Below are 25665 nucleotides of genomic sequence, written 5' to 3' on the forward strand. Positions count from 1 at the left end.
TTGAGCACTGGGGGACCCCTACGTCATCGACGACACCAGCAGGTCGAGACAGCCCGAGCCGAAAGTGAGACGACGTGGCTGCAGGCCCGGCCCAGCAATAACGCCTGGCCTTGCTGGTCAGCGGGCATGGGCTGACCGAGCCCGTCGCAGACTACTCGGAACGCGCGTGACCAACCCACGTCGCAGCGCCCAAGACGCCCGCACCCAAGCCGCGCTGATCCGGGCCGAGGGACTACGTACCCCCCGGTGAATGACGTCGCACGACGTATCCGGGCCAACCGCGCCGTTGAGGAAGACGCCCGCCAGGTCGCGGCCGAGCGGGCACAGCAGACCCTTCTCGTCGAACCGCCGCGGCCCTTATCGCAAGTCGATAATATCGAGACGCGATAACATCTCGATGGAAGAGGATGCCCATGTCCTGGCGGATCACCAAGGACGACTGGTCGATGGCGAACATCGCGCTGGTCGTCGTCCTGCTCGTCAGCGCCGTGCCGTTCGTGGACGGGATCGCCGACTGGGCAAGCGGGCGACCGTTGCAGGTCGAGACCGGTGCGATCGGCGAGCCCCCACCGGTGCGGGAGGCCGGTCTGGCCCCCGGCGTGACGGGGGCCTACACCTCGACCGCCGTGTTCACGATCTCGGATGCCGGCACCGGCCAGTGGCTCGCGGCCCTGCTCGTGCCGTTCGTGACCCTACTCGTCGCGGCGGTGTGCCTCTGGCAGGTGCGCTGCCTGCTTCGCCTGTCCCGCCGCGGCGACCCCTTCCACCCGCGCGCGCTGGTCGCTGTGCGGGTGCTCTCGCTGGTGCTCTTCTGCTACGGGCTGTTCGTCCCGCTCGTGCATGTCCTCACGACGGCTCTGGTCACGGTTCCCATGCGCGGCGGGTCGCTGGACTTCACCGTGCACTGGAGCGCGGCGAGCTGGTGGCCCGTGGTGGCCGGGCTGGTCGTCGGCGTCGTCGGCGAGAGCGTCCTCGGTCGCGGGCGAGAGCTGACCGAGGACACAGCGGGCCTGGTGTGAGGTGCCTGCCGAGCAGGAGGGCCGCGTCCACTGCCGCCTCGACGAGCTGCTCGAGGCACGGGGTATGACGCTGACGGCCCTGGCGCAGCAGGTGGGCATCACCATCGTCAACCTCTCGGTGCTGAAGAACGACCGGGCCAGGGCGGTCAAGTTCTCCACCCTGACCGCCGTCTGTGATGCGCTCGGCTGCACGGTCGGGGAACTGCTGGTGGTCCGGCCTGCGGAGCAGGTCCGCCCCGGGCATCAACACCGACCGTAGGTGGCTACCTGCCCAACGTCGGTACGGACGGCTCGGACGGGTTCTTCAGGTTGACCGGACCCTCGAACAGGTGGATCACCTCTTCGGCGGCCTTGCCCTTGGTCTCGGGAAGGAAGCGGTAGACGAAAGCGGCGCCGAGCACGCACAGCACGGCGAAGATGACCATGACGGCCGACAACCCGATGCCGACCTGCAGGATCGGGAATGCAATTACCAGGGCATAGTTGGCCAGCCAGTCGACCGCCGCGGCAATCCCTGCTGCCCGGCCACGCACCGCGGTGGGGAATACCTCGCCCTGGATCAGCCATCCGGTGCCGCCGATACCGATCGCGAAGCAGGAGATGAACAGGGCGAAGGAGACCATGATGATGATCAGCTGAGCGACGCCGTGCAGGAACTCGGTGCCGGCCGCCCCGATCAGCATGAACACGATCATCAGCACATAGGCGCCGATGGCCAGCTTGCGCCGACCCACCTTGTCGATGAAGCGGAACGCGAAGTAGGTGGCGGCGACGTTGACGATCGCGAGGATCCCGGCCGCCATGACGCCGGAGATCTCGGCGTCGACCGCGGAGGTGTTCGGGCCGGTGAAGTAGGGCGTGAGCAGGTGTGGGCCGTAGTAGAACGCGACGTTGATGCCGGTGATCTGCTGGAAGATGAAGAAGACGCAGACCACCACCAGGGCCCGCCGCACCGGCGGTGTCCACTGGGTCTGCTGCTCCAGCCGACGCCGCTCGGCCTGCACCGCCATGGCCTCGGTGTGGATCTGCTCGGCGGTGACGGGCATGCCCAGCTTGTCCATCGCCACCGCCACCGCGTCCTCGCGTCCGTGTTCGAGCAGCCAGCGCGGCGACTCGGGCATGCGCGCCCGCATCAGCAGCGAGATGATCGCCGGGATGAACCCGATGCCGAGCATGATGCGCCAGTCCACGGTCGTGGCCGACCCCGGTGCGATCTTCAGGATGATGACGGCGATGACGTAGGCCGAGAGGATGCCGATCGTGATCATCCACTGCTGGATGATCGACAGCGAGCCACGCCGGTGCTTCGGGGCGAACTCGGCGATGTAGGCGGTCGCGATCGCCGAGTCGGCGCCGATGGCGATCCCGATGATGATGCGGCCGATGACCAGCGTGGTGGCCTCGGTCGCGACCGCGGAGACGATGGAACCGACCGCGAACAGTGCGGAGTCGGCCAGCAGCAGGGACTTCCGACCGTAGCGGTCGGTGAGCGGCCCAGCGACGATGGCGCCGACGAAGGACCCCAGCGAGGCGCCGGCCACCGTGATCCCGGTGCCGACCGGCCCCAGGTCGAAGGGGAGGAAAACCAGCGCGGACCCGATGTTCGACGAGTCGAAACCGAACAGGAAGCCACCGATGGTGGCCAGCACCGCGAGATATATGTAGAACCTGCCGACGTCTCTCGTGTCCAGTGCCGCAAGGAAACCGCTGTCCGAGCGCTCCACGTGACAAACGCTACGTCTCTCGTCGAGGGAGCGTCAACGCTCATGCGGTTCCGAACTATGCCCGGAACGTGTCGAGTCAAATGCGCTCGGAGACGCCTCGGGTTCGCACAACAAAGGATTGCTGATACCGGAGGTGGACAAAGCCTAATGCGTCTTGCTGGGATTTCGCTGGGAACTGGACGACGGTGGAAACTCGGTCATCGACCTGGTAGCGCGCAGTCCGACGAGCCTTCTCGGGGGTGCTCCGACGGGGTCTCAGCGCGGGCGGCTGGTCGTGACGAACACGTCGGCCGTGCGCCAGTCGGCGACCGGCTGGCGCGGCCCGGCCGGCTGCGCCCGACGGGTCGTCACCGCGGTCAGCAGCCGGTCCAGCGTGGAGCGTGGCTCGGTCACCGAACGGACCGGAACCCCGTCCTCGGCGACGTCGAGCTCGGGCTGCTGGAGCGAGCGGGGGTCGAACTCGAGGGTGCTGACGATGACCTTCAGGTGGTCGGTCACGGTCGTCGTCCCCGCCCGCCACGAGTCGTCGGACACCTGCCCGGTCAGGGCGACATCGACCGACTCCCCGGGACCGAGCCCGACGGCCCCGGCCGGCAAGGCGTCGGTGAAGATCCCGTACGCCTCGGTCAGGTCGACCAGCGCGCACCAGAGCGTCACGGGACTGGTGTTGCGCAGGGTCACCGTGAAGGCGGGGGCCAGCCGGGCGACATACGCGATCTCGAGGCGCCCGTCGGGGCCGACGGAGCCGGCCGTCGTGGCCAGTCCCACCTCGATGGCACCTGAAGGCAGCTGGGTGGCCGGGTTGTGCAGGGCGCTGAGGCGCAGCCAGCGTGCCACGCGTTCGAGGGCGGTGACGATGCGACGCTCGCGGTCCGGTCCGGTGAGCTCGACGACCGGCCGGGCCACACCCGGCCGCAGCACGGTGAAGCCGTCCCGGTCCGCCCGCACGAGCACGTCGGCGCCGGCCGGGTCGTCCACGAAGGTCACCAAGGTCGCGTCCGCGGTATCGGTCGGGATGCCCGCGCAGTCCCCGACGAGGCCGATCCGTAACGGTGGCAAGGGGATCGAGGTGATCACGGCTCGGTAGAAGGCCGTCCTGTCGAGATCCGGGGACACGGTCACAAGCGAGCGGTCGGGCAGCACTCGCGTCACCGTGGCCGTCGCGAGCGGGACGGCGTCGGTGGCCCCGTCCTGCGGGTAGACGGCGAGCTCGGTCGAGTCGTCACCGATGAGCTGCGGCACCCCGTGGACCGCGCCCGCGTCGATGCTCCAGCCGTCGGCGGTGTGGGCGAGCGTGAGCTGCCGGGGTCGCGGGGTCACCGTGCCGCCGAGGAAGACCCGGTCCAGGTCGGTCGCGTCGGCGGTCTCGAGCTGGGGGTGCTGGTCCGCCACGAGCCCGGCGACGCCCGCGGCGACGAGCCGGTGGATGTCGCGATAGGTCGGCTGACCCTCGCACTCGCGCAAGGCACGCCCGAGGACCGCGGACAGCGCCCCGCGCGCCCGCCCCTCGACGGTCGTCTCCTTGGCGGTCTCCGACGAACGACAGGCGGCCAGCAGCACGTGGCCACGCACGCCACCCGGACCGGATGACGCCGAGCGGGCTCCGGTCACGAAGGTGTCCCACGGGCGTGGCCGGGGGTCGGCCGGGGCCAGGCGGACCCGAGTCTGCAGGGACAGGTCCCGGGTGCCGTCGCCGGAGTGGCAGCAGTCCAGCACGACCAGCACGTGCCCGGCGCGGTCTGCGACGGGGTGCAGGAGGGTGGCGAGCTCCTTGTCGGTGAGGTCCCACGAGCCGGGGGTGCGGCTGTCGACCAGCACGATCGTCTCGTTGCGGTGGTCCGGCTCGAGCGACCACGCCTCCGGGGGAGCCTGCTGCTGGGAGCCGTGCCCGCTGAAGCAGAACAGCGCGACGTCGTCGGGACCGGCGCTGCCCAGGTGGTGTGCGATCGCGTCGACGACGGCGGGCCGGGTGGCTGCGGCGTCGGTCAGCACCCGCAGGTCCAGCGCGTCGGGCGGCACCCGGCCCCGCAGGGTCGTCTCCATCTCGGTGATGTCGTTGACGCACCCGGCAAGGGCCGGGACCGGCGGCGGGTACGCGTCGATCCCGACGAGCAGGGCACGGAGCCTGGCCATGGCGGTCTCAGCCGGCCAGGACGAGCCGCTGCCAGGTGCCGGGGCGTGGCTGGTTCTCGCCCGTCCGGTCCGGGTTGCTGCTGACCATGTACCCGAGGGTGCTGCCGGTCCGGTTGGCGTCACTGATGTTGGCGTTGAAACCGAACACGGCACCGGGCTCGGGCGGCGCCGTCACGTTCAGGACCGACCACGGGATGCGCGCCTCGATGGCATAGCCCTCCCGGCCGATCCCGGCGGCGGCGGTGATCCGGCGCTCGGCGTTGCCGGCGAGGAAGGCCACCCGACCGTTGCGGGGGTCGACGCGTGCCGGGTTGGTGGCGGGCAGGGCGCCGCGCGACCCCAGACCGATCATGACGTGCAGGTCCTTGCCGGCCCGCAGTCCGGTCGACGGGCCCAGGGCCCGGGTGTCGGGCCCGAACTCGAACGAGATGCCGTCGCCCTGCCAGTACGCACTCGGTTGTCTGCGGTCCACCACGACGCGGTCCGCGTCGGTGACGGTCGCCTGCACGTAGAGTGCCTGCGAGTCCCAGGCGGTGCGCCAGGCCCCGACCGGTGGGCTGTCGTCGTGGGCGGCCGTCTCGGCGACCACATGGTCGACCTGGACGGCGGGTATCGCCGCCCAGTCGCCGAACGCGCCGTCGATGACCGGTGCGGTGCGGACCGCTGCCGCCGGCAGGGCGTTCTCGATCGTGGTCTGCTGGGTGGGGGGCTTCTCGGTGGGGCCGCTGCCGTTGTCGACGAGGCGCAGGCCCAGGTATCCGCCGGCGAGGGCGAGGGCGAGCACTCCGGCGCCGACCATGACGCCGCGGCCGTGGTGGTGCGGGACGGACGGCTCCTCCGTCCGCAGGTCGTCCGGCAGGTCCGGTGGCGGTGTGGCGGCGAAGGCCTGCGGTGACGTCGCCGTCGGTGTGCTCGGTTCGGCTGGTGGCATGCTCGGTTGTGCTTGCAGCACGGTCGATTCGGGTTGCGGTGCGGCGGACTCGGTCTGCGGCCCTGTCGATTCGGACTGGGGTGCTGCGGATTCGGTCTGCGGCGTGGTCGATCCGGCCTGTGGCACGAGCGGCAGCGGACGCTGGACCCGCTCGAGCAGCTGGGTGACGTCGGCATAGTCGGGCTTCTCGGCGGCGAGCTGCTCGAGCATCGGCCGGGCGGTGTCGGTCGACTCGGACACGAGCGCGGCCTGGGCCGCGGTGTAGAGCGACTCCCACCGGCTCTCGCGGGCCGGCTCGGTGGCGGCGTCCGGGGCGGCCATCTCGAACGGCTGCGCGGACCCGGACCGGAGCAGCACCGGCGTGCCCCACTCCGCGGACTGGTCCGAGACCGCCATCGCCTTGCGCACCTCGCAGATCGCGGCGTCGATCGGCAGTCCTCGGCTCAGGAAGTAGTAGAACTCGTGGCTGAAGACCAGCGCCGCCCGGTCCGAGATCGCGGTCCGCATGGCGACCACGGCCGGCAGGCCCTGGCGCACGAGCATCTGGGCCACCCCGTCGAACGCGTTGTGCCCGCTCGTGCGCGCCCCCTCGCAGGCGTTCAGGACGGCGAGCTGCAGGGACGGCGCGTCGTGCAGCAGTGTGGCCAGGCGCGACCCGGCGACGTGGTGGGCGGTGCCGTCCTCGCGCTCGAGGGCCAGCACCCCCTTCTCGCCGTCGCGGTCGAAGCCGCCGTGGCCGATGAAGTGGAACACGTGGTAGGGGTCCAGCAGCGCCCGCTGCAGGGCCGTCAGGGTCGCGTCGGAGATGATCTCGACCACCAGTCGTCCGCTGCCGACGAGGTCGCCGGTCGTGGCCAGGAGCAGCTGCTTCTCGCGCTCGACGTCCAGCGGCGGCAGGTCGCTCGGGCTCGAGACCATGACCAGGATCCGCATCGGCGCGACGACCGGGACGGCGGCCGGCACGTCGAGCGCGTCGATGACCCGCAGCAGCGGCGTCTGTCGGGACAGGGTCAGGAACCGGCCGAGCCGCCCGTCGTAGAGGTACTCCCAGGGCACCCCCTCCAGATCCGGGGCCGCCGCCAGTCGCAGGCGCAGACGCAGGTCACGCCCCTGCTGCTTGGCGGTCGAGAGGGACTCGCGAAAGAGCCGGTCGACCTCACCTGTCAGCAGGGCGTCACCGAGGCGCCGCCCGTACTCCTCGACCTCGAGCACCCGGGTCGTCGCGGGCACGAGCCGGCGGGTCGGCACGCTCGGCGGGCCGACCGCGGTGATGAACTCGGCCAGCTCGACGGCCGAGAACGGGAGCTCGAAGGAACCGCTGCTCGTCCCGGCCGGCGACCCGACGACCTGGGCGGCAAGGCCGCCGTCCACGGGCACCAGGGCCACGTCGAAGTCGAGATAGTCGCGCTCCATGACGATCCCCCTCGTCAGGCGGGCCCGAGTTGCCGGCCCGGTCATTATGAGAAGAGTGTCGCAGGTGTCGGCTGATACATCGAGGGTGATACATCGAGGCCTTGGGGAGTAGCCTCCCGGCATGGTGGCGTGGCTCGAGGCGGCCGGCTGGCTCGGGGTGGCCATGCTGCTGCTCGTCCTGCTCCGACCGCAGCTGCGGCCCCGGCTGCCGGTACGCTCGCTCACCCTCCTCGGGTGGGTGCTGCTGGCGCTCTACGCGGGGTTCCGGCACGCGTGGCCGGTGCTCGGGCTGGCCGCCGTCCTGGCGCTCGTCGAGCTCTGGCGGTCAGTCCGGGCCACCCGTACGGGCCGCGGCGCGGTCTTCGAGGTGCTCGGGGTCGACGGTGACGACGAGTACCTGCGTCACGTGCTGCGGGTGCACGAGGCCGACATCCGCACGTTCAACCCGGGGTTCGTGCACGACCCGTTCACCGACGACATCTGCTACCTGGTCCTGCGCGGCGACGAGACGGTCGGCGTCGTGCTGATGCGTGACGCGGGTCATCGCACCGCGCAGATCGTCCTCGACTACGTCACCCCACGGCACCGCGACCTCTCGCCCGGCGAGTCCGTCTTCGGGCCGGACGGTCCGTTCCGGAAGCGGGGCTTCCGCCGGATGCGCGTGCCGCAGGGCATGGCCGCGCCCGACTACGAACGGCTCGGCTTCCGCCGGGACGGCGACACGTTCCTGCTCTGACCCCGCCACGGCGCTCGCTCCCCGGACGGCAGCCGATGCCCGCACGGGAGCCGGCTCGGCGGCATACCGGCTAGAGGACGAAGCGGAACAGCGGGCTGTCCGGCGGCACCCGTTCCACGTGTGGTGGGGCAGCCTCCATCCGGGCGAGCAGGCCCGGCAGGGTGGCCGGCGAACCGAGCTCGATCCCGACCAGGGCCGGGCCGGTCTCGCGGTTGTTGTGCTTGACGTACTCGAAGAGCGTGATGTCGTCGTCGGGGCCGAGCACCTCGTCGAGGAAGCGGCGCAGCGCCCCCGGCTCCTGGGGGAACTCGACGAGGAAGTAGTGCTTGCGCCCCTCGTGCACGAGAGCCCGCTCGACGACCTCGGCGTATCGGGTCACGTCGTTGTTGCCGCCGGAGACCACCGCGATGACGCTCTGGCCGGGCCGCACACCCAGGTCGGGCAGGGCCGTCGTCGCGAGCGCCCCGGCCGGCTCGGCGATGATCCCGTCGGTCTGGTAGAGCGCGAGCATCTCGACGCAGACCGCACCCTCGCTGACCGTGACCACCTCGCACCCGCTGTCGCGCACGATCGGGAAGGTCACCTCGCCGGCTCGGGACACCGCTGCGCCGTCGACGAAGGGGTCCACCTGCGGCAGGTCCACGGGCATCCCGGCGTCGAGGGCGGCGACCATGCTCGCGGCACCGGCCGGCTCGACCCCGACGATCCGCGTGCGCGGGTGTCGCTCGGCGAGCCAGGTGATCGTGCCGGCCAGCAGGCCGCCGCCACCGACCGGGACGACCACGACGTCGGGCGGCGCGCCGAGCTGCCCGACCGCCTCGCGGATGACCGTGCCCTGGCCGGCGACCGTACGTGGCTCGTCGAAGGCGTGCACCAGCGTCGCGCCGGTCCGCTCGGCGTCCGCGTATGCCGCCGCCGCCGCGCCGTCGTAGATGTCGCCTGCCAGGACGACCTCGACCCACTCGCCGCCGAGGTCACGCACCCGCTCCCGCTTCTGGCGCGGGGTGGTGCGCGGCAGGTAGACGCGGGCCCGGACGCCGAGGGTCGCGCAGGCGTGAGCCACCCCCTGCGCGTGGTTGCCGGCGCTGGCGCAGACGACGCCGCTCGCACGTTGCTCCGGGCTGAGGGCGGCGATGAAGTTCGAAGCCCCCCGGACCTTGTAGGAGCGCACCGTCTGGGCGTCCTCGCGCTTCAGGTGGACCTCGGCGCCGAGCAGGTCGGACAGCCGCCGGTTGCGCCGCAGCGGGGTGACGTGGGCCGTCGCGCCGAGCCGGCCGGCAGCGGCATCGACATCGGCGGCGCTGGGTCGCGGGCCCGGCACCGGTGCGCCGGTCAACCGGTCGGCCGGCACTTGCTCATGAACCGGTCCCGGTCGACGAGCGCGCGGTGCACCTCGCCGCTCGCGACCGTCTCACCGTTGGTGCCGGTCACGGTGACGAAGCACACGAGTCGGCGTCCGTCGCTGATCGGCTGGGCGCACGAGACCGAGACCTCCGCCCCGACGGGACTCGCCTTGACGTGCTCGAGCTTGACGAACGTGCCGACCGTCGTGTGGTCGGCGTCGGCGTGCGGTCGGCTCAGCTCGAAGGCGGCCGACTCGCACCAGGTGATGAGGCGAGGGGTCGCGAGCACCTCGAGGTCGCCGGTGCCGAGGGTGACGGCGGTGTCGGCGGGTGTCACCGTGTGCTGGAACGTGCGCATGGGCATGCGACCGAGTGTGGCAGACCGGCCCGGACCGCACCCCACGCCGTGCCGGGGCCGGGCGAGACGGAGGCGGCAGGCGTGTTGGCCGATGCCGTGGGGTGTGGCCTGACAGGCTGGACCCGTGTCCACGCATGTCTGGCTGCTCGCGGTGGCCCTCGGCATCACGGCGCTGCTCACCTGGGGCGCGGTGCTGCGCGACGAGCACGTCGTCGAGCGGATCACCAAGCCCACCTTCATGGTGCTGCTGGGCGGCCTGGCGTGGGCCCTCTACACCGACCAGCCGCCGGCCGACGCGCCGCGCATCGCGCCGCTGCTGGCCGGGCTCGGCCTCTCGCTCGTCGGTGACGTGCTGCTGCTGACCGCCACTGAACTACGCTTCCGATACGGCCTGCTCGTCTTCCTCGCGGCGCACGTCGCGTACGTGTGGGCCCTGCTGACCGTGCCGGGGCGCGGCGGCCTCCCGTGGCCGGTGCTGCCCGCCCTGCTGGTCGTGTCCTACCTGTACGGGCGGTTCGGCCGGCACGTCGTGCGTCACGCGGGCCCGGACCGGTTCGCCGTGTTCGCCTACGTGCTTGCCCTGGTGGCGCTGGTCCTGGTCGCGGCCGTCAGGGGAGACTGGGTCGTCATCGCGGGGTGCCTGCTCTTCCTCGTCTCGGACACGATCCTCGGGCACGACCGGTTCGTGCACGAGCGCCGCTGGGCACCGCTGGCCGTGATGGTCACCTACCAGGGCGCCCAGACGCTCATCGTCGTCGGCCTGCTCCGGTGACAGCCACGAGAACCGACACTGGTTGCAGTTGTCGTGGCCGTGGGGGGTGGTGGGCCACGAGAACCGACACCGGTTGCAGTTGTCGTGGCCGCGGGGGTGGGTGTGGCCGTGGACGGCGCGAAGCGGGTGGGTCCGGCTGCGCTAACCTTGGGCGCATGGCCGGCCTGCTGCTGCTCCTTCTGCGGCCGCGTTGACGAAAGTCGGGGCGTCCCGACATCAACGCGGCTTCCCCTCCCGTGCGAGGGGTTTTCTTTTGCCCACCCACGGGGCTCGACCCCGTGCACCCCGACAGCCCACGTGGCGCGGTGACGAGACACGAGAGACGACATGAACGAGCAGACGAGCCAGGCCACGACCACCGAGACGCCCTTCCGCTACACCGCGCAGCTAGCACAGCGGATCGAGCTCGCGTGGCAGGACCGGTGGGAGGAGGAGGGCACCTTCGACGCGCCCAACCCGGCCGGGCCGTGGGCCGAGCCCGACAAGGTGGCCGCCCGCGGGGAGAAGCTCTGCGTGCTCGACATGTTCCCCTACCCGTCCGGCGCCGGCCTGCACGTCGGGCACCCCCTCGGCTACATCGCCACCGACGTCTACAGCCGCTTCCACCGGATGCTCGGCCGCAACGTGCTGCATGCGCTGGGCTACGACGCGTTCGGCCTGCCCGCGGAGCAGTACGCCGTCCAGACCGGCCAGCATCCCCGCAAGACCACCGAGGAGAACATGGCCACGATGCGGCGCCAGCTGCGCCGCCTCGGCCTCGGCTTCGACAACCGGCGCACCTTCGCCACGATCGACCCGGACTACTACCGCTGGACGCAGTGGATCTTCCTGCAGATCTTCAATGCCTGGTATGACGCCGACGCGGTCCGCGCGGACGGCGGGCGGGGGCGGGCCCGCCCGATCGCCGACCTGGTGGCGCAGTTCGCCTCGGGCGAGCGGCCCCTGCCCGGTGGCGACAAGCGCGCCTGGGCCGACCTCTCCGACGCGGAGCAGGCCAGGGTGCTCGTCGGCTACCGGCTCGCCTACACCTCGGAAGCGCCGGTCAACTGGTGCCCGGGCCTCGGGACCGTCCTGTCCAACGAGGAGGTCACCAACGAAGGCCGTTCCGAGCGCGGCAACTTCCCGGTCTTCCGCCGCAACCTGTCGCAGTGGATGATGCGGATCACCGCGTACGCCGACCGGCTCGCCGACGACCTCGACCGGGTCGACTGGCCCGAGAAGGTCAAGCTCATGCAGCGCAACTGGATCGGCCGCTCGGCCGGTGCCCGGGTGACCTTCCCGGTGCGGGTCGCCTCGGGTCCCCGGGCCGGCACCACGACCGGCATCGAGGTCTTCACGACGCGGCCCGACACGCTCTTCGGCGCGACCTTCATGGTGCTCGCCCCGGAGCACCCCCTGATCGACTCACTCGTCCCCGAGGAGGGCTGGCCCGACGGCACGCACGAGGACTGGAAGGGGGCCGATGCGGAGGCGAGCGGCACGCCGAGGGCGGCGACAGCGGCATACCGACTGGCGGCCTCGCGCAAGTCCGAGGTCGAGCGGCAGAGCGAGGGCAAGGACAAGAGCGGCGTCTTCACCGGCAGCTTCGCGACGAACCCCGTGACGGGGCAACCGATCCCGGTCTTCGTGGCCGACTACGTCCTGATGGGCTACGGCACCGGCGCGATCATGGCGGTGCCGGGCCACGACGACCGCGACTTCGAGTACGCGAGCCGGTTCTCCATCCCGATCGTGCGGGTCGTCGCCCCCTCGGCGGACGAGGCTGACGCGCCGTTGGTCGAGGCCTTCGCCGGTGACGGGTTCGTGGTCAACTCGTCGTCCGAGGTCGCCGACCTCGACGGCCTGCCGGTCGAGGACGCCAAGGCGCGGATCATCGCCGCGCTGGAGCAGCGGGGGATCGGCGTCGGCACGGTCAACTACCGCATCCGAGACTGGCTCTTCTCCCGGCAGCGCTACTGGGGAGAGCCGTTCCCCGTCGTCTACGACGAGGAGGGAGTCGTGCACGCGCTCCCGGAGGAGCAGCTGCCGCTGACCCTGCCCGACGTGCCGGACTACTCGCCCAAGACGTTCGCCCCGGACGACGCGGCCAGCCTGCCGGAGCCGCCGCTGTCGCGGGTGCCGGAGTGGGTAGAGATCGAGCTCGACCTCGGCGACGGCAGGGGCGTGCGCCGCTGCCGCCGCGAGACGAACACGATGCCCAACTGGGCCGGCTCGTGCTGGTACTACCTGCGCTACCTCGACCCGGCCAACTCCGAGGCGCTCGTCGACCCCGCCAACGAGCGGTACTGGGTGGGCAAGCAGGCGACCCCGGTCGCGGGGGCCCCGGAGGGCACGAAGGACCCCGGTGGCGTCGACCTCTACGTCGGCGGCGTCGAGCACGCGGTGCTGCACCTGCTATACGCCCGGTTCTGGCACAAGGTGCTGTATGACCTGGGCCACCTGAGCAGCGAGGAGCCGTTCCGCACCTACTTCTCGCAGGGCTACATCCAGGCCCATGCATACACCGACTCGCGGGGGCAGTACGTCCCGGCCGCGGAGGTGCAGGAGCATCCGGGCGGCCCGGGGCAGGAGCCGACCTTCACCTGGCGCGGCGCGCCGGTCAATCGGGAGTACGGCAAGATCGGCAAGTCGCTGAAGAACTCCGTCAGCCCCGACGAGATGTACGACGCGTACGGCGCCGACACCTTCCGGGTCTACGAGATGTCGATGGGCCCGCTGGAGCTGTCCAAGCCTTGGGAGACCCGGGCCGTCGTCGGGGCGCAGCGGTTCCTGCAGCGCCTGTGGCGCAACGTGGTCGACGAGGAGACGGATGCGGTCGTGGTCGGTGACGTCCCGCCCGACCAGGCCCTGACGACCCAGCTGCACCGGACCATCCAGGGCGTGCGCGAGGACTTCGAGGGGCTGCGGTTCAACACCGCGATCGCCAAGCTCATCGAGCTGAACAACGCGGTGACCAAGCTCGACGTCGCCCCTCGCGAGGTGGTCGAGGCCATCGTGCTGATGGTCGCCCCGGTGGCGCCGCACATCGCCGAGGAGCTCTGGGCGCGGCTCGGGCATCCGGGCGGCATCGCCCACGCGGCCTTCCCGGTGGCCGACCCGAGCCGGATCATCGAGGAGCACGTCACCTGCGTCATCCAGATCAGGGGCAAGCTGCGCGACCGCGTCGAGGTGCCGCCCGACATCTCCGAGACCGAGCTGCAGGGGCTGGTGCTGGCTCGCGACAAGGTCCGGGCGGCCACCCCGGACGGCGTGCGCACCGTGATCGTGCGCGCGCCCAGGCTCGTCAACGTCGTGCCCATGTGACGCCGGCTAATGCCGCGGTTCGATGTAATGCCGCGGCGCAGGGGCTGCGGCAATACATCGAACCGGGTGGGTGAGGAGCGGGCGTGGACGTTCGGATCGTCACGGACTCGACGGCATACCTGCCCCCCGACCTGGCGCGCGAGCACGCGGTCACCGTCGTGCCGCTGCACGTCGTCGTCGGGGGGCAGGAGCACGTCGAGGGGGTCGGGATCACCGCGCAGGAGGTCGCCAAGGCGCTGCGCGAGCACACCGTCGTCACGACGTCGCGGCCCGCCCCGGAGGTCTTCCTCGACACCTACCGGCGTCTGGCCGACGAGGGCGCCACCAGCATCGTCTCGGTGCACCTGTCGGGGCAGATGTCCGGCACCGTGGAGTCCGCGCGGCTGGCGGCCGCCGACGCGCCGGTGCCCGTCGAGGTCCTCGACTCCGGCACCATCGGGATGGCGATGGGGTATGCCGCTCTCGCCGGTGCGCGGGCCGCTGCCGCGGGCGCGGGGCCGGGTGAGGTGCGGACCGCGATCGAGGCACGGCTGGGGCCCTCGCGGATCCTGTTCTACGTCCACACGCTCGAGCACCTGCGCCGGGGCGGGCGGATCGGCGCGGCGTCGGCGCTGCTCGGGTCGGCCCTCGCGATCAAGCCGATCCTGACCGTGCGGGACGGCCGGATCGTCCCGGTCGAGAAGGTCCGGACGGCGGCGCGGGCGATCGCCCGGATCGAGGCGCTCGTGGTCGAGCAGGTCCGGGCCGGGGGGACGGCCGTGGACCTGGCCGTGCACCACCTCGATGCGGCCGAGCGGGCCGAGGAGCTGGCCGCGCACCTGCGCGAACGCGTGCCGGAGGCCAGGGAGGTGCGCGTCCTCGAGCTCGGCGCGGTGGTGGGCGCCCACGTGGGGCCGAGCACACTGGCGATCGCCGTGTCGCCGCGGCCCGCAGAGCCCGTGGGCAGCGCACAACCGGAGAGTGGGCCCGGGTCCGAGGGCGACCCGTGACCGGTGGCTGGACGGTCGTCCTCTGGGCCGGGGCGGTCGCCGTCGCCTTCGTCGTCGGGTCGGTGAACCCGGCGACGATCATCGCCAGGGTCCTCGGCAAGGACGTGCGGGCCTCGGGGTCGGGAAACCCGGGCGCCACCAACGCCGGTCGGGTCCTGGGCCGCAAGTGGGGCGTCGTCGTGGGGGTGCTCGACGTCCTCAAGGGGCTGGTCCCGGTGCTCGTTGCGGGCCACCTGTGGGGCGCCCACCTTGCCTATGTCGTCGGGGTCGCCGCCGTGCTGGGACACGTGTACTCGCCGTTCCTGCACGGGCGTGGCGGCAAGGGGGTCGCGACCACGCTCGGCGCCATCCTCGGGGTGCACCCGTGGGTCGCGCTCGTGGTGCTCGTCGTCTTCGTGGTCGCGTTCGTGCTGACCAGGTGGGTGTCGGCCGGGTCGATCTGTGCTTCCGTCGGGCTGCTCGTCGCGGCCGGCGTCGTGGCCGTGGGCGGCGCCCCGGGGGACGCGTGGACGGTGGCCTGGCTCGTGGTGCTCGGGCTGCTCGTGCTGTGGCGGCACCGGAGCAACCTGGTCGGCTGGTGGCGCCAGCGACACCTGGGCTGACGGGTCGCACCCCGGGGCGGTGGTGGCCGGGCCGCACCTCCCGTCGGGAGCGGGGTGAGCGGGCCACGCCGTCGGTCGTTTCGCGGTTCCCGGTCGCCGGTGCCGCAACGTTCGGCGGCGAGTGGGTACCGGGGGTGGGGAAGGGGTCGGGGCACCGACGGCGCGTCGTCCGACGACATCCGTCGCGGACCGGGCGCCGGGTCTGGAGGTCATGTGGCGGAACACAGTGTGCGTGGCGGGCTCCCGTCTGCACGAAGGCAGTTCGCTCAGCGTCGGGTGTTGACGGCCCGGTTCGGTGCGACGAGAACCCGGCCCGGACCGGCGGCGGACCTGCTCTGGGGCGGTATGTCGCGAACGTCCCGCCCACGCCGAGCCGGCCGGCGGGACGGCGAACGGTCGCACCCCTTGACAGCCGGTCCCGGCCGACCTGTCATGGAGGAAGGCCGAGCTCTCGAACGTAACCTTCCTGGTCGACGGAGATGACCGAATGGCGAAGATGGAGCTGCGCCACGTGGGGAAGGTGTACGCCGACGGCACCCGTGCCGTGACCGACCTGAACCTGCAGGTCGAGAACGGCGAGTTCCTCGTCTTCGTCGGGCCGTCCGGCTGCGGCAAGACCACGGCGCTGCGCATGATCGCGGGCCTGGAGACGGTCACCGAGGGCGAGATCCTGATCGGCGACCGGGTGGTCAACCGCGTCCCGCCGCGCGACCGGGACGTCGCGATGGTCTTCCAGTCCTACGCCCTCTACCCGCACCTGAACGTGCACGACAACATCGGCTTCGGGCTGCAGCTGCGCAAGGTGCCCAAGGCCGAGCTCGACCGCCGCGTCGAGGAGGCGGCCCGGATCCTCGGGCTCACCGAGCAGCTTAAGCGGCGGCCCGGCAACCTCTCCGGGGGGCAGCGCCAGCGGGTGGCGATGGGACGGGCGATCGTGCGCCAGCCCCAGGCCTTCCTGATGGACGAGCCGCTGTCCAACCTCGACGCCAAGCTGCGGGTGCAGATGCGGGCCGAGATCGGCAAGCTCCAACGCGACCTGGCGGTGACCACGGTCTACGTCACCCACGACCAGACCGAGGCGATGACGCTGGGCCACCGGGTCGCGGTCATGCGCCGTGGGGTGCTGCAGCAGATCGCGCCCCCGCAGACCCTCTACGACCACCCCGAGAACCTGTTCGTCGCCGGGTTCATCGGCTCGCCGGCCATGAACTTCCTGCCGGCCACTGTGCACGCCGCACCGGGCGGTCACACGCTGACGACCGGCTCGCAGACGCTCGCCCTGCCGGAGGCGGTGCTCGCCCGCCGGCCGGCGCTGGCGGCATACGTCGACCGGGAGGTCGTGGTCGGGATCCGCCCGGAGGACATCGACGACGCGGCGCTGGCCGGGCCCCGGGAGGGCGCCACCCTGTCCGGCGACGTGGAGCTGGTCGAGCCGCTCGGCTCCGACATCCTGGTGCACCTGCTCGTGGACGCCCCGCAGGTGAGCCGGGCCGAGGGCATGTCCGAGCTGGTCGAGCTGAGCGCGGACGCCGGGGGAGCCGACCTGCCGGCCGGGCGGACCCGGGTGGTCGCACGGTTCAACCCGCGCAGCACGGTCCGCATCGGCGACCGGGCGCTGGTGGCCGTGGACACCGAGCGGCTGCACTTCTTCGACGGCGCCACCGGCGCCGCGATCTGGACCGAGACGAACCTGAGTTCCTAGGAGGAGACGTGGTATCTCGAAGCAAGAACCTGGCCGTGGCCGTCGTCGCGGCGGCGTCGCTGTGCACCCTGGCGGCCTGCAGCAGCGGCACCAGCCCGGCCCCGAGCTCCGGTGGTGGGACCAGCTCGTCGGCCGGCACGGGCGGCTCCGGGGCCCTGAAGGGAACCTCGTTCACCATCCTCGGCCAGTGGACCGGCGGTGAGCAGAAGGCGTTCCAGGCGGTCATCGACGCCTTCGACCAGCAGACCGGCGCCACCGGCCAGTACACGCCGGCGGCGGGCGGCAACGAGGCCGGCGTGCTCGGCACCAAGGTGGCCGGCGGCACCCCGCCGGACATCGCGATCCTCTCCCTGCCCGGTGCCATCGCGCAGTACGCCGGCTCGAACAAGATCTTCCCGGTGTCGGCCGCCACCCAGCAGGTCGTGGAGCAGAACTTCGCCTCCGAGTGGGGCAAGCTCGGCTCGTACAAGGGCAAGATGTACTGCGTCCCGGTGGACGCCTCCGACAAGTCCACGGTCTGGTACAACGCGACCCTGTTCAAGAACGCCGGCCTGACCGACACCCCGACCACCTGGGAGGGCCTGATCAAGGACGCGAAGACGCTGTCGGCCTCCGGGGTCAAGGTGCCGATCTCGGTCGGGGGCGGCGACGGCTGGACGCTGACCGACTGGTTCGAGAACGTCTACCTGCGCACCGCCGGGGTGGACAAGTACGACGCGCTGACCCAGCACCAGATCAAGTGGACCGACCCGACGGTTACCAAGGCGCTCGAGACCCTCAAGCAGGTCTGGGGCGACCCGCAGCTGATCGGGTCGCCGGCCGCGGCCGTCAAGGTGCCGTTCCCCGCGTCCGTGGACAACGTCTTCAAGGCCAACCCGACGTCGGCGATCGTCTACGAGGCCAGCTTCGTGGCGACCACGATCACCGGTGACAAGGACCCCTCGCCGGTCGGTACCGTCGCGAAGGTCTTCCCGTTCCCCTCGATCGACGGGTCCCAGCCGGTCGTCGAGGCGGCCGGCGACTTCGGCTGCGCGTTCACGCAGAACCCGGCCGCGGAGCAGTTCCTGGCCTACCTGGCCGGCCCGGAGGCAGCCACCACCCTGGTCTCCACCCAGGGCAGCGGGTTCCTGTCGGTGAACAAGAACGTCAAGGCGTCCGCCTACAACGACGCCACCTCGGCCCAGCTGGCCGAGCAGATGGTCAAGGTCGGCGACAACTTCCGGTTCGACATGTCCGACCAGACGCCGGCCGCGTTCGGCGGCACGCCGAACAAGGGCGAGTGGGCCGCGCTGCAGACCTTCCTGACCACCGGCAACGTCAAGGCCACCCAGGAGCAGCTCGAGAAGGACGCGACAGCGGCATACAAGTGAGCCCGGCGGTCGGCCCGAGGACGTCGACACCATGAAGGCGGACGAGCGGCTCCCCGGTGAGTCGCGCTGGGTGGCCGGGCTGTTCCTGCTCCCGGCCGCGATCTGGCTGGTGGCGATCGTGCTCTACCCGCTGGGCTACACGCTCGTGCGCAGCTTCTTCCACGACGGGGCTGTCGGACAGCCCACCTCGTTCGCCGGCCTGGACAACTACGCGCACATCTTCACCCAGGCCGACTCGTTCGAGGCCTTCCGGAACAACGTCATCTGGGTGGTGGTCGTCCCGGCGCTGGTCACCATCCTGGGTCTGGTCTTCGCGGTGCTCACCGAGCGGGTGCGCTGGGCCTCGGCCTTCAAGATCGTCGTGTTCACCCCGATGGCGATCTCGTTCCTTGCCGCGGGCATCACGTGGTCGCTGATCTACGTCGACGAGCCCAGCCAGGGCCTCGGCAACGCCGTGCTCACCGGCATCCGCGACACGTTCAACCCGAGCGTGTCCTACCCGGAGCTGCACCCGGTCGACGACACCGTGCTGTCCGGCTCCGGGAGCACCGGCTACACCACGGTGCGCGATGTCGCCGTGGGAGGTGGAAGTCCGACGCTGCTGCCGCTCGTCGGCCTCGACCTCACCGCGCCGCCGGCCGGCGCCGAGCAGGCCGTGGTGCCGCCGCCCGGCAGCGGGGTGTCGGGCACGGTCTGGAACGACTTCAAGCTGGGCGGGGGCGGGACCAGCGGCCAGATCGACCCCGGCGAGGTCGGGGTCCCGGGCCTGCAGGTCCAGGCCATCCGGGACGGGACCGTCGTGGCGACCAGCACCACCGCCGCCGACGGCACCTTCGGCTTCCCGGCGCTGCCGACCGGGACCTACCGGTTGAAGCTCCCGGCAAGCAACTTCGCCCCCGCCTACGCCGGGGTCTCGTGGCTGGGCCCGACCCTGATCACCCCGGCGATCATCGTCGCCTACCTGTGGATCTACACGGGCTTCGCGATGGTGCTGTTGGCCGCCGGCATGGCCGCCCTGCCCAGGGACGTGCTCGAGGCGGCGCGGATCGACGGCGCCACCGAGTGGCAGGTCTTCCGCCGGGTCACCATCCCGCTGCTGGCACCCGTGCTGCTGGTGGTGTTCGTGACGATGGTGATCAACGTGCTGAAGATCTTCGACATCGTCTTCGTGCTCCAGCAGCCGGCCGGCGGCAACGCGAGGTACGCCAACGTGCTGGCCGTCCAGCTCTACACCGAGTACGGCAACCTGCAGTTCGGCGCCGCCAGCGCCGTCGGGATCCTGCTGGTGGTCCTGGTGATCCCGGCGATGATCTTCCAGATCCACAACTTCCGCAAGGCGCAGCGGTGAGCCCGCGACGCGCGCCGTGCGCCCCGACCCGAAGGGGGCCGCGATGAGTGCCAGCGACACCGACCTGCTCACCGGTGCCATCAACCGCAGCCTGCCGGCGCGGCTGGTCGCCCGCGTCAGCGGCGGGCTGCTGCGGCTCTTCCTCGTCGCGGTGGCACTGCTCTGGATGGTGCCCACCTTCGGGCTGCTCGTGGAGTCCTTCCGCAACCCCGCGCAGTACGCGAACGGAGGCTGGTGGGACGCGCTCGTCCACCCGGCTCAGCTGACGGCGGGCAACTACGTTGCGCTGCTGCAGAACAGCACGATGATGTCCAGCTTCGTCAACACCATCGAGATCACCGTGCCGGCGACCGTCCTCGTGGTGCTCGTCGGCTCCGCCGCCGGGTACGCGTTCGCCTGGATGCAGTTCCCCGGCCGCGACGCGGTCTTCCTGATCGTCGTCGGCCTGCTGGTGATCCCGATCCAGATCGCGCTGATCCCGGTGGTCAAGCTCTACGCGCTGATGGGCATCTCCGGGTCGATCGTCTCGGTGGTCATCTTCCACGTGGGCTTCGGCCTGCCGTTCGCGATCTTCCTGCTGCGCAACTACTTCGCCGGCATCCCCCGCGACCTGATGGAGGCGGCCCGGATGGACGGCGCGAGCGAGGCCCGGATCTTCTTCCGGGTCATCCTGCCTCTTGGCATGCCGGCGATCGCGTCACTGGCCATCTTCCAGTTCCTCTGGGTGTGGAACGACCTGCTGGTCGCCCTGGTCTTCTCCAACGCCTCCAGCCAGCCGATCACGGTCGCGCTGGCCAGCCAGACCAGGCAGTTCGGCAGCAGCATCGACATCCTGGCGCCCGGTGCCTTCGTCTCGCTCGTGGTGCCCCTGATCGTGTTCCTGGCCTTCCAGCGCTACTTCGTCCAGGGTGTGATGGCCGGCTCGGTCAAGTAGCGCGGCCCACCGCAGCGGCAGGACGCGGATGCCGCCGAGCCGGCTCAGCGGCATACCGCTGGGTGGGTGGGGGCCCGGCCCCCACGTCGGGTGCCGGGTCAGTCCCGGCCCGGGACACTCGGGGGCGAACGCCGGACGAACCCGCCGCCACCTGCGCCGATGCCGCGCAGCCCGGCCGCGTTGTTGGACGGGAGTGGCGTGTTCGGGTCGGCGAGGAGGACCTGGTCACCGGCGGCGACACCGCGCACGACCTGTGCCCAGCCCCCGCCGACGGCACCGATCGTGACCGGGGCGGCGCGCGTCGTGCCGTTGGTCACCGTCGTCACGGTGCCGGTCTGTCCCGTGACGCCGGCCACGGCCGAGACGGGGACCCGGAGCACGTTCTGGGCAGTGGCGACCTCGACCGTGACCGTGGCCGTCGACCCCGTCGGCATCGAGGCCGGCGGGTCCGACACGACCACCCTCGCCGGGTAGGCCGGGGTCGAGGAGCCGCTCGTCGCCGGAAGCAGGTCGACCTCGCTGACGTGGCCCTTCACGGCCGAGACCGCGCCGGCGGGGGTGACCTCGGCGGACAGGCCGGCCTTGACCAGGGGCAGGTCCGCGAGGGGCACGTCGACCGTGACATCGACCGCGCCACCGCCGATGACGACGATCCCGGACTGCGGCGTCGCCGACTGGCCGGTGGTGAGCCCCACCTGCCCGACCACGCCCGCGATCGGGGCGGTCAGGGTGGCACCGTCGAGGTCCGCCTGCGCCTGGCCGACGCTCGCCTCGTCCTGCAGGATGGCTACCTCGTCACCGGCCACCCGCGTGGCCTGGTCGGTGGACCCGGCCCCTGCGGCAGCGCCGGATGTGGCGCGCTGGCCCACGAGGCCGACGGCCGCCTGGCCGGTTCCGGTCTGCTGCGGGTGTCCTCCCGTTCCGTTGCTCGAGCCGGCTGCGCTACCAGTCGACCTGGTGACGTCCTGGGCGGCTGCCGTCGCCGTCTGCTCGACCTGCGTGACGACCTTGGTCAGCCGGGCCGACACCGTGGCCAGCGACCGAGCCGCGCGTTGCTGTGCCCGCCGCACGTCCTGCAGTGCGGTGGCGCAGGCCTGAAGCTGCCGGACCGACGGGCCGGTCGGTCCGGGTGACGCGGTCCGTGGGGGGGTCCCGGTCGTCGGTGGCGCCGGTGCCGTGTGCGTCGGGACCGGTGTCGTGGTGGGGCTGGGGCCGGCCGGGGCGGTTGTCGTCGTGGGGCTGGGACCGGCCCAGGCGGTTGTCGTGGTGCCCGGTGACCCGGGGCCGGTCCGCGTCGCCGTGCTGCCGGTCGGGGGCGGGGTCGGTGTTCCGGTCAGCGCCACGTCGCGACTCGAGCGGGACGTGGAGGGGGCGCCGCTCCTGGAGCCTGCCGGCCCGGCAGGACCGCTCGCGGTGCCGAACACCCGAGCGCATGCGGTGGCGGCGGTGGTCGATGCCTCGGACGCAGCTTCCAGCGCCTTCTGCAGCGTCGAGGTGTCGATCCTCGGGGTGGCTCCGCCGGGCCTGCCCGTGGCCGAGCCGGAGCGACCGGACGCCGCCCAGCGCCCTGTCGATCCGGACTGCTGCGCGGTCGACGGGGAGGCGGCGCTCGACGCCCCCGCGCTCTGGTCCGCGGCAAGCGCGGCCCGGTCCTGGGCGAGGGTTGCCTGGGCGCTCTTGAGCGCCGACTGCAGGGCCGCAGGGTCGAGCGTGGCGAGCACCTGCCCTGCGGTCACGCGCTCTCCCACGGTGACCCGCACGCTGGTGACGTTCCCGGTGGTCGGGAAGGCCGCGGTCACCTGGCTCACGTGCCGTGCGGTACCTGCGAGGGAGAGGGTCTGGGTGACCGGACCCGTGGTGACACTCGCGACGCGCAGGTCGCCGGGGACGCTGCTCCGGGCGCTGGCGGCATACCCGCCGCCCACGACGAGTGCGACAGCTGCCGCGATGCTGGTAGCGAGCAGCCGGCGCCGCCGCCGCGCGCGCACCTCAGCCATTGAGGGTCGCCGCCCCCGAGGTGGTCGGACGAGGCCCGCCACGTCCGAAAAGCCCAGTCCTCGTGCAGGACCCGTTGACCGACGGCGCAAGCGTGATCGCCGAGGCCGTGAGGGCGCCAGTGTCGTCGGTCCTGCCCGCCGCGGTGAGACAGACACCGACCTTGACGGCCGCTGCGGCCGCCGGGGTCTGGGCGGTGAAGCGGGTGGAACTCGACCAGGTCACCGTGGCCTCCTGCGACGCAGCACCCCGGGCGGACCGGACCGTGAAGCTCCCCGAGCCGACTGCCGCGATGCTGCCGGCGACGCCCGGACGCGGCCCGCTGCGCGGACGCGCGGTGAACGACCGACGAGGCGTCGGTATGCCGCTGGGCCGGCTCGCTCCGGTCCGCCCGCCTCCGCCGCCCCTGCCGCTACCGAAGCCGAAGCCGGTGCAGCCGCCGGAGGTGGCGGGCCGGATCTCGACGGAGGTCGCCGCAACCGATGTCGTCCGGCTGGGTGTGGCCGAAGGGGTCGGGGTCCCACCGGGGCTCGTCCCGGTCGGTGGTACCGACACGGCGACGACACAGTCGCCCACCTTGAGCGCGGCAGCCGACGTGGCGCGCTGTTGGGTGAAGCGTGTCCTGGAGGTCCACGTCACGGCCGTCTGCGACGTCCGGGTCTGTACCTGCGCCGTCGACCCGGTCACCTCGGCAACCAGGCCGGACACGCCCGGAAAGCCGGCGCCGCCTCGACCTCCTGGCGAGCTCGCCTGCGGTGCAGGGGAGCCCCCGCTCGTGGGAGAGCTCGTCCCGGCGCCGGAGGCCGAGCTGCACCCGGCCAGCGCCAGACTCGCAGCGATCCCGATCGACAGCAGGACCACACGTCTCATCCTCATTCACTCCTCAGGGCGTCGATGGGGGCCAGCCGGGCCGCGCGGTTCGCGGGGTAGGCCCCGGCGGCCACTCCGATCACGAGTGAGACGACCAGCGCGCCCACGGCTGCCGGCGTCGAGATCGTCACGGGTTGGCTGATGAAGCGCGGCAGCACGACTGCCCCCACGAGTCCCACCGCCAGTCCCAGCAGGCCGCCGACGAGACCGAGGACGCTGGCCTCGACGAGGAACTGCCGCAGGATCGCACCGGGGGTCGCGCCCAGCGCCTTGCGCAGACCGATCTCACGCACTCGCTCGGTCACGGACACGAGCATGATGTTCATCACGCCGATCCCTCCTACCAGCAAGGAGATTCCGGCGATCCCCTCGAGCAGCACCGTGAGGATGTGCGCCGTCGTCGTGGCCGTCTGCACGAGCGAGGCCTGGCTGTTGACCTGGAAGTCGGCGGTCTGTGCCGTGACACCGTGCGCGGTCAGCAGGGCGTTGGTCGCCTCCTGGTAGGCGGCCGACAGGTCCGCCTGGCTGCGACCCTCGAGGTAGATCGAGGAGATGGCCGTGGTCCCGCCGGAGAAGGCGTCGGCGTAGGTGGTCGCGGGCAGCACCACCTGGTCGTCCTGGTCGCCACCGAGCGTCGTCCCGGCCGTGTTCAGCTCACCGATGACGGTCACGCTCAGGCCGCCGACCGTGACGGTCTGACCGACCGGGTTGCGCAGTCCCACCTCGGCCGCAGTCGTCGAGCCGATGACGGCCACGGGTGCCGACCCGGACAGCTCGGTCTGGGTGAAGAAGCGCCCGTCGGCCGTGCTGCGAGCGCGGACCTGGAGCCAGGCCGGTGTGGTGCCGACGATGCTCGTCGTCCAGGTGGTGCCGTTCCCGACGACGACCTGCTGCGAGGAGGTGACCGGGGCGACCGCGGCGATGTCAGGGGCCACGGCGGGGTCGGCCAGCATGGCGGCGTCGCTGCTCGTCAGGGTCGTGGCGGAGCCGCGGCCACTGCGGATGCCGCTCGTCGCCGTCGCGCTGCCGGGCGTCACCACGAGCAGGTTGGAGCCGAGCGCGTCGATCTGGCTGGCCACCTGCTGCTGGGCGCCCTGGCCCAGTCCCACGGTGAGGATCACTGCGGCGATGCCGATCAGGATCCCGAGCACGGTCAGCGCGGAACGCATCCGTCGGGTGCGGATCGCGTCGAAGGCGGTGCGCAACGTCTCGACCCAGGTCATGGTGCGCTCACCTGCGCCCCGCGCTCGTGACCCCGGTGAGTCCCGCGTCCTCGACGATCCGTCCGTCGAGGATGTGGATGACCCGTTGCGCCTGACGCGCGACCTCGGGCTCGTGGGTGATCAGCACGATGGTCCGACCCTCGGCGTGCAGCTCCGCGAAGAGTGCGAGCACCTCTGCCGTGGAGGAGGAGTCGAGGTTGCCGGTGGGTTCGTCGGCGAGCACCAGGCTGGGGTCGGTGACGAGGGCTCGGGCGACGGCCACCCGCTGCTGCTGCCCACCGCTCAGCTCTCCGGGCCGGTGGTCGACCCGGTCGCCGAGCCCGACATAGCCCAGGATCGACTCGGCCCGCTCCCGGCGCTCGGCGCGGGCAACCCCGGCATACACCAGCGGCAGCTCGACGTTGCGCCAGGCAGTGAGGGTGGCCAGCAGGTTGAACTGCTGGAAGACGAAGCCGATCCGACGGTTGCGCACCTCGGCGAGCCGGCTCTCGTCCATGGTGCTGACGTCCTCACCGGCGAGCGCATAGCGCCCCGAGGTGGGCACGTCGAGGCAACCGAGGATGTGCATCAGGGTCGACTTGCCCGAGCCGGACGGTCCCATTATCGCGACGTACTCGCCCTGGTCGATGACGAGGCTGACACCGCGCAGGGCCTCGACGGCGACCGGCCCGGTCCGGTACTCCTTGGTCACCTCGGCCAGCTCGAGGATCGGCTCGTTCATCGCTCAGCCCCCGGTCCGTGCGCCACCGGAACCGGACCGGCCGCCGAAGCCGCCGCCACCCCCGAAGCCGCCGCCACCCCCGAAACCGCCGCCGCCGAAGCTGCCTCGGCCACCGGTGCCGGGTGTGCCGCCTGTGCCGCCGCCACCCGTGCGCCCCAGCGCCGTCGGGAGCACGACCA

The 25665-nt window shown here is 71.8% G+C and carries 19 protein-coding genes; 11 read left to right on the top strand and 8 right to left on the bottom strand.

Annotated features, from left to right (window positions below; all coding sequences use genetic code 11):
* The first annotated feature begins 413 nt into the window (after window positions 1-413).
* Window positions 414-1019 (top strand): DUF2975 domain-containing protein, encoded by a 606-nt coding sequence (locus tag WMI84_RS07635; protein ID WP_347351864.1) that lies wholly within the window; start codon window positions 414-416, stop codon window positions 1017-1019.
* Between the two features lies 1 nt (window position 1020).
* The gene (locus WMI84_RS07640; protein WP_347351866.1) at window positions 1021-1278 is read left to right on the top strand and encodes a helix-turn-helix transcriptional regulator; all 258 of its coding nucleotides are present in this window, start codon (window positions 1021-1023) and stop codon (window positions 1276-1278) included.
* A 4-nt stretch (window positions 1279-1282) separates the two neighbouring features.
* Here the strand turns inward: WMI84_RS07640 and WMI84_RS07645 are convergent, their stop codons facing one another.
* The 3 genes from WMI84_RS07645 to WMI84_RS07655 all read right to left on the bottom strand — a co-directional run bounded on the left by WMI84_RS07645 (window position 1283) and on the right by WMI84_RS07655 (window position 7220).
* Window positions 1283-2743 carry a sugar porter family MFS transporter gene (locus WMI84_RS07645; RefSeq protein ID WP_347351868.1) on the bottom strand — a complete coding sequence of 487 codons (1461 nt, stop codon included), beginning with the start codon at window positions 2741-2743 and terminating at the stop codon, window positions 1283-1285.
* A 255-nt stretch (window positions 2744-2998) separates the two neighbouring features.
* Window positions 2999-4876 (bottom strand): caspase family protein, encoded by a 1878-nt coding sequence (locus WMI84_RS07650; protein ID WP_347351869.1) that lies wholly within the window; start codon window positions 4874-4876, stop codon window positions 2999-3001.
* Between the two features lie 7 nt (window positions 4877-4883).
* Window positions 4884-7220, bottom strand: a complete 2337-nt coding sequence (locus WMI84_RS07655) for a CHAT domain-containing protein (RefSeq protein ID WP_347351871.1) — start codon at window positions 7218-7220, stop codon at window positions 4884-4886.
* Between the two features lie 121 nt (window positions 7221-7341).
* Between WMI84_RS07655 and WMI84_RS07660 the strand changes: the two genes are divergently transcribed.
* Window positions 7342-7956 (top strand): hypothetical protein, encoded by a 615-nt coding sequence (locus tag WMI84_RS07660; protein ID WP_347351873.1) that lies wholly within the window; start codon window positions 7342-7344, stop codon window positions 7954-7956.
* Window positions 7957-8026: 70 nt separating this feature from the next.
* Here WMI84_RS07660 and ilvA read toward each other — a convergent pair whose 3' ends face one another.
* Both ilvA and WMI84_RS07670 read right to left on the bottom strand, forming a co-directional pair.
* Window positions 8027-9307: a threonine ammonia-lyase IlvA gene (gene ilvA / locus WMI84_RS07665; protein WP_347351875.1), complete on the bottom strand. Its 1281-nt coding sequence runs from the start codon at window positions 9305-9307 to the stop codon at window positions 8027-8029.
* Entirely contained in the window at window positions 9289-9663 is a 375-nt protein-coding gene (locus WMI84_RS07670; protein ID WP_347351877.1) for a thioesterase, read from the bottom strand. Before WMI84_RS07670 ends, ilvA begins: the two co-directional genes overlap by 19 nt.
* A gap of 118 nt (window positions 9664-9781) precedes the next feature.
* Here WMI84_RS07670 and WMI84_RS07675 point away from each other — a divergent pair, with 118 nt between their 5' ends.
* From WMI84_RS07675 to WMI84_RS07710, 8 genes are all read left to right on the top strand, one after another.
* Window positions 9782-10429 carry a lysoplasmalogenase gene (locus WMI84_RS07675; protein WP_347351879.1) on the top strand — a complete coding sequence of 216 codons (648 nt, stop codon included), beginning with the start codon at window positions 9782-9784 and terminating at the stop codon, window positions 10427-10429.
* Between the two features lie 327 nt (window positions 10430-10756).
* Complete coding sequence (locus WMI84_RS07680) at window positions 10757-13732, top strand: class I tRNA ligase family protein (protein ID WP_347351880.1); 2976 nt, start codon at window positions 10757-10759, stop codon at window positions 13730-13732.
* A gap of 83 nt (window positions 13733-13815) precedes the next feature.
* A complete protein-coding gene (locus tag WMI84_RS07685) occupies window positions 13816-14721 on the top strand; it encodes a DegV family protein (RefSeq protein WP_347351881.1) in 906 nt (301 codons plus the stop codon).
* A complete protein-coding gene (plsY, locus tag WMI84_RS07690; RefSeq protein ID WP_347351883.1) occupies window positions 14718-15323 on the top strand; it encodes a glycerol-3-phosphate 1-O-acyltransferase PlsY in 606 nt (201 codons plus the stop codon). Before WMI84_RS07685 ends, plsY begins: the two co-directional genes overlap by 4 nt.
* A gap of 487 nt (window positions 15324-15810) precedes the next feature.
* A complete protein-coding gene (ugpC, locus tag WMI84_RS07695) occupies window positions 15811-17025 on the top strand; it encodes a sn-glycerol-3-phosphate ABC transporter ATP-binding protein UgpC (RefSeq protein WP_347351885.1) in 1215 nt (404 codons plus the stop codon).
* Window positions 17026-17033: 8 nt separating this feature from the next.
* On the top strand, window positions 17034-18395 hold the full coding sequence (locus tag WMI84_RS07700) for an ABC transporter substrate-binding protein (protein ID WP_347351887.1): 1362 nt from the start codon (window positions 17034-17036) through the stop codon (window positions 18393-18395).
* Between the two features lie 31 nt (window positions 18396-18426).
* Window positions 18427-19743 (top strand): ABC transporter permease subunit, encoded by a 1317-nt coding sequence (locus WMI84_RS07705; protein ID WP_347351889.1) that lies wholly within the window; start codon window positions 18427-18429, stop codon window positions 19741-19743.
* A 43-nt stretch (window positions 19744-19786) separates the two neighbouring features.
* The gene (locus tag WMI84_RS07710) at window positions 19787-20677 is read left to right on the top strand and encodes a carbohydrate ABC transporter permease (protein ID WP_347351891.1); all 891 of its coding nucleotides are present in this window, start codon (window positions 19787-19789) and stop codon (window positions 20675-20677) included.
* A gap of 98 nt (window positions 20678-20775) precedes the next feature.
* Here the strand turns inward: WMI84_RS07710 and WMI84_RS07715 are convergent, their stop codons facing one another.
* The 3 genes from WMI84_RS07715 to WMI84_RS07725 all read right to left on the bottom strand — a co-directional run bounded on the left by WMI84_RS07715 (window position 20776) and on the right by WMI84_RS07725 (window position 25486).
* Complete coding sequence (locus WMI84_RS07715; protein WP_347351892.1) at window positions 20776-22674, bottom strand: biotin/lipoyl-binding protein; 1899 nt, start codon at window positions 22672-22674, stop codon at window positions 20776-20778.
* An 870-nt stretch (window positions 22675-23544) separates the two neighbouring features.
* The gene (locus WMI84_RS07720; protein WP_347351893.1) at window positions 23545-24765 is read right to left on the bottom strand and encodes an ABC transporter permease; all 1221 of its coding nucleotides are present in this window, start codon (window positions 24763-24765) and stop codon (window positions 23545-23547) included.
* Window positions 24766-24772: 7 nt separating this feature from the next.
* Complete coding sequence (locus tag WMI84_RS07725) at window positions 24773-25486, bottom strand: ABC transporter ATP-binding protein (RefSeq protein WP_347351895.1); 714 nt, start codon at window positions 25484-25486, stop codon at window positions 24773-24775.
* Window positions 25487-25665: the final 179 nt, after the last annotated feature.

It is taken from the genome of Intrasporangium sp. (genome assembly GCF_039812505.1).
Classification (GTDB): domain Bacteria; phylum Actinomycetota; class Actinomycetes; order Actinomycetales; family Dermatophilaceae; genus Intrasporangium_A.

What these genes read in the sequence shown, in the direction of transcription:
- WMI84_RS07715 (WP_347351892.1), bottom strand. Translation starts at nt 22,674, where the DNA reads ATGGCTGAGGTGCGCGCGCGGCGGCGGCGCCGGCTGCTCGCTACCAGC.
- ugpC (WP_347351885.1), top strand. Translation starts at nt 15,811, where the DNA reads ATGGCGAAGATGGAGCTGCGCCACGTGGGGAAGGTGTACGCCGACGGC.
- WMI84_RS07655 (WP_347351871.1), bottom strand. Translation starts at nt 7,220, where the DNA reads ATGGAGCGCGACTATCTCGACTTCGACGTGGCCCTGGTGCCCGTGGAC.
- WMI84_RS07725 (WP_347351895.1), bottom strand. Translation starts at nt 25,486, where the DNA reads ATGAACGAGCCGATCCTCGAGCTGGCCGAGGTGACCAAGGAGTACCGG.
- WMI84_RS07670 (WP_347351877.1), bottom strand. Translation starts at nt 9,663, where the DNA reads ATGCCCATGCGCACGTTCCAGCACACGGTGACACCCGCCGACACCGCC.
- WMI84_RS07710 (WP_347351891.1), top strand. Translation starts at nt 19,787, where the DNA reads ATGAGTGCCAGCGACACCGACCTGCTCACCGGTGCCATCAACCGCAGC.
- WMI84_RS07720 (WP_347351893.1), bottom strand. Translation starts at nt 24,765, where the DNA reads ATGACCTGGGTCGAGACGTTGCGCACCGCCTTCGACGCGATCCGCACC.
- WMI84_RS07705 (WP_347351889.1), top strand. Translation starts at nt 18,427, where the DNA reads ATGAAGGCGGACGAGCGGCTCCCCGGTGAGTCGCGCTGGGTGGCCGGG.
- WMI84_RS07660 (WP_347351873.1), top strand. Translation starts at nt 7,342, where the DNA reads ATGGTGGCGTGGCTCGAGGCGGCCGGCTGGCTCGGGGTGGCCATGCTG.
- WMI84_RS07650 (WP_347351869.1), bottom strand. Translation starts at nt 4,876, where the DNA reads ATGGCCAGGCTCCGTGCCCTGCTCGTCGGGATCGACGCGTACCCGCCG.
- WMI84_RS07680 (WP_347351880.1), top strand. Translation starts at nt 10,757, where the DNA reads ATGAACGAGCAGACGAGCCAGGCCACGACCACCGAGACGCCCTTCCGC.
- WMI84_RS07635 (WP_347351864.1), top strand. Translation starts at nt 414, where the DNA reads ATGTCCTGGCGGATCACCAAGGACGACTGGTCGATGGCGAACATCGCG.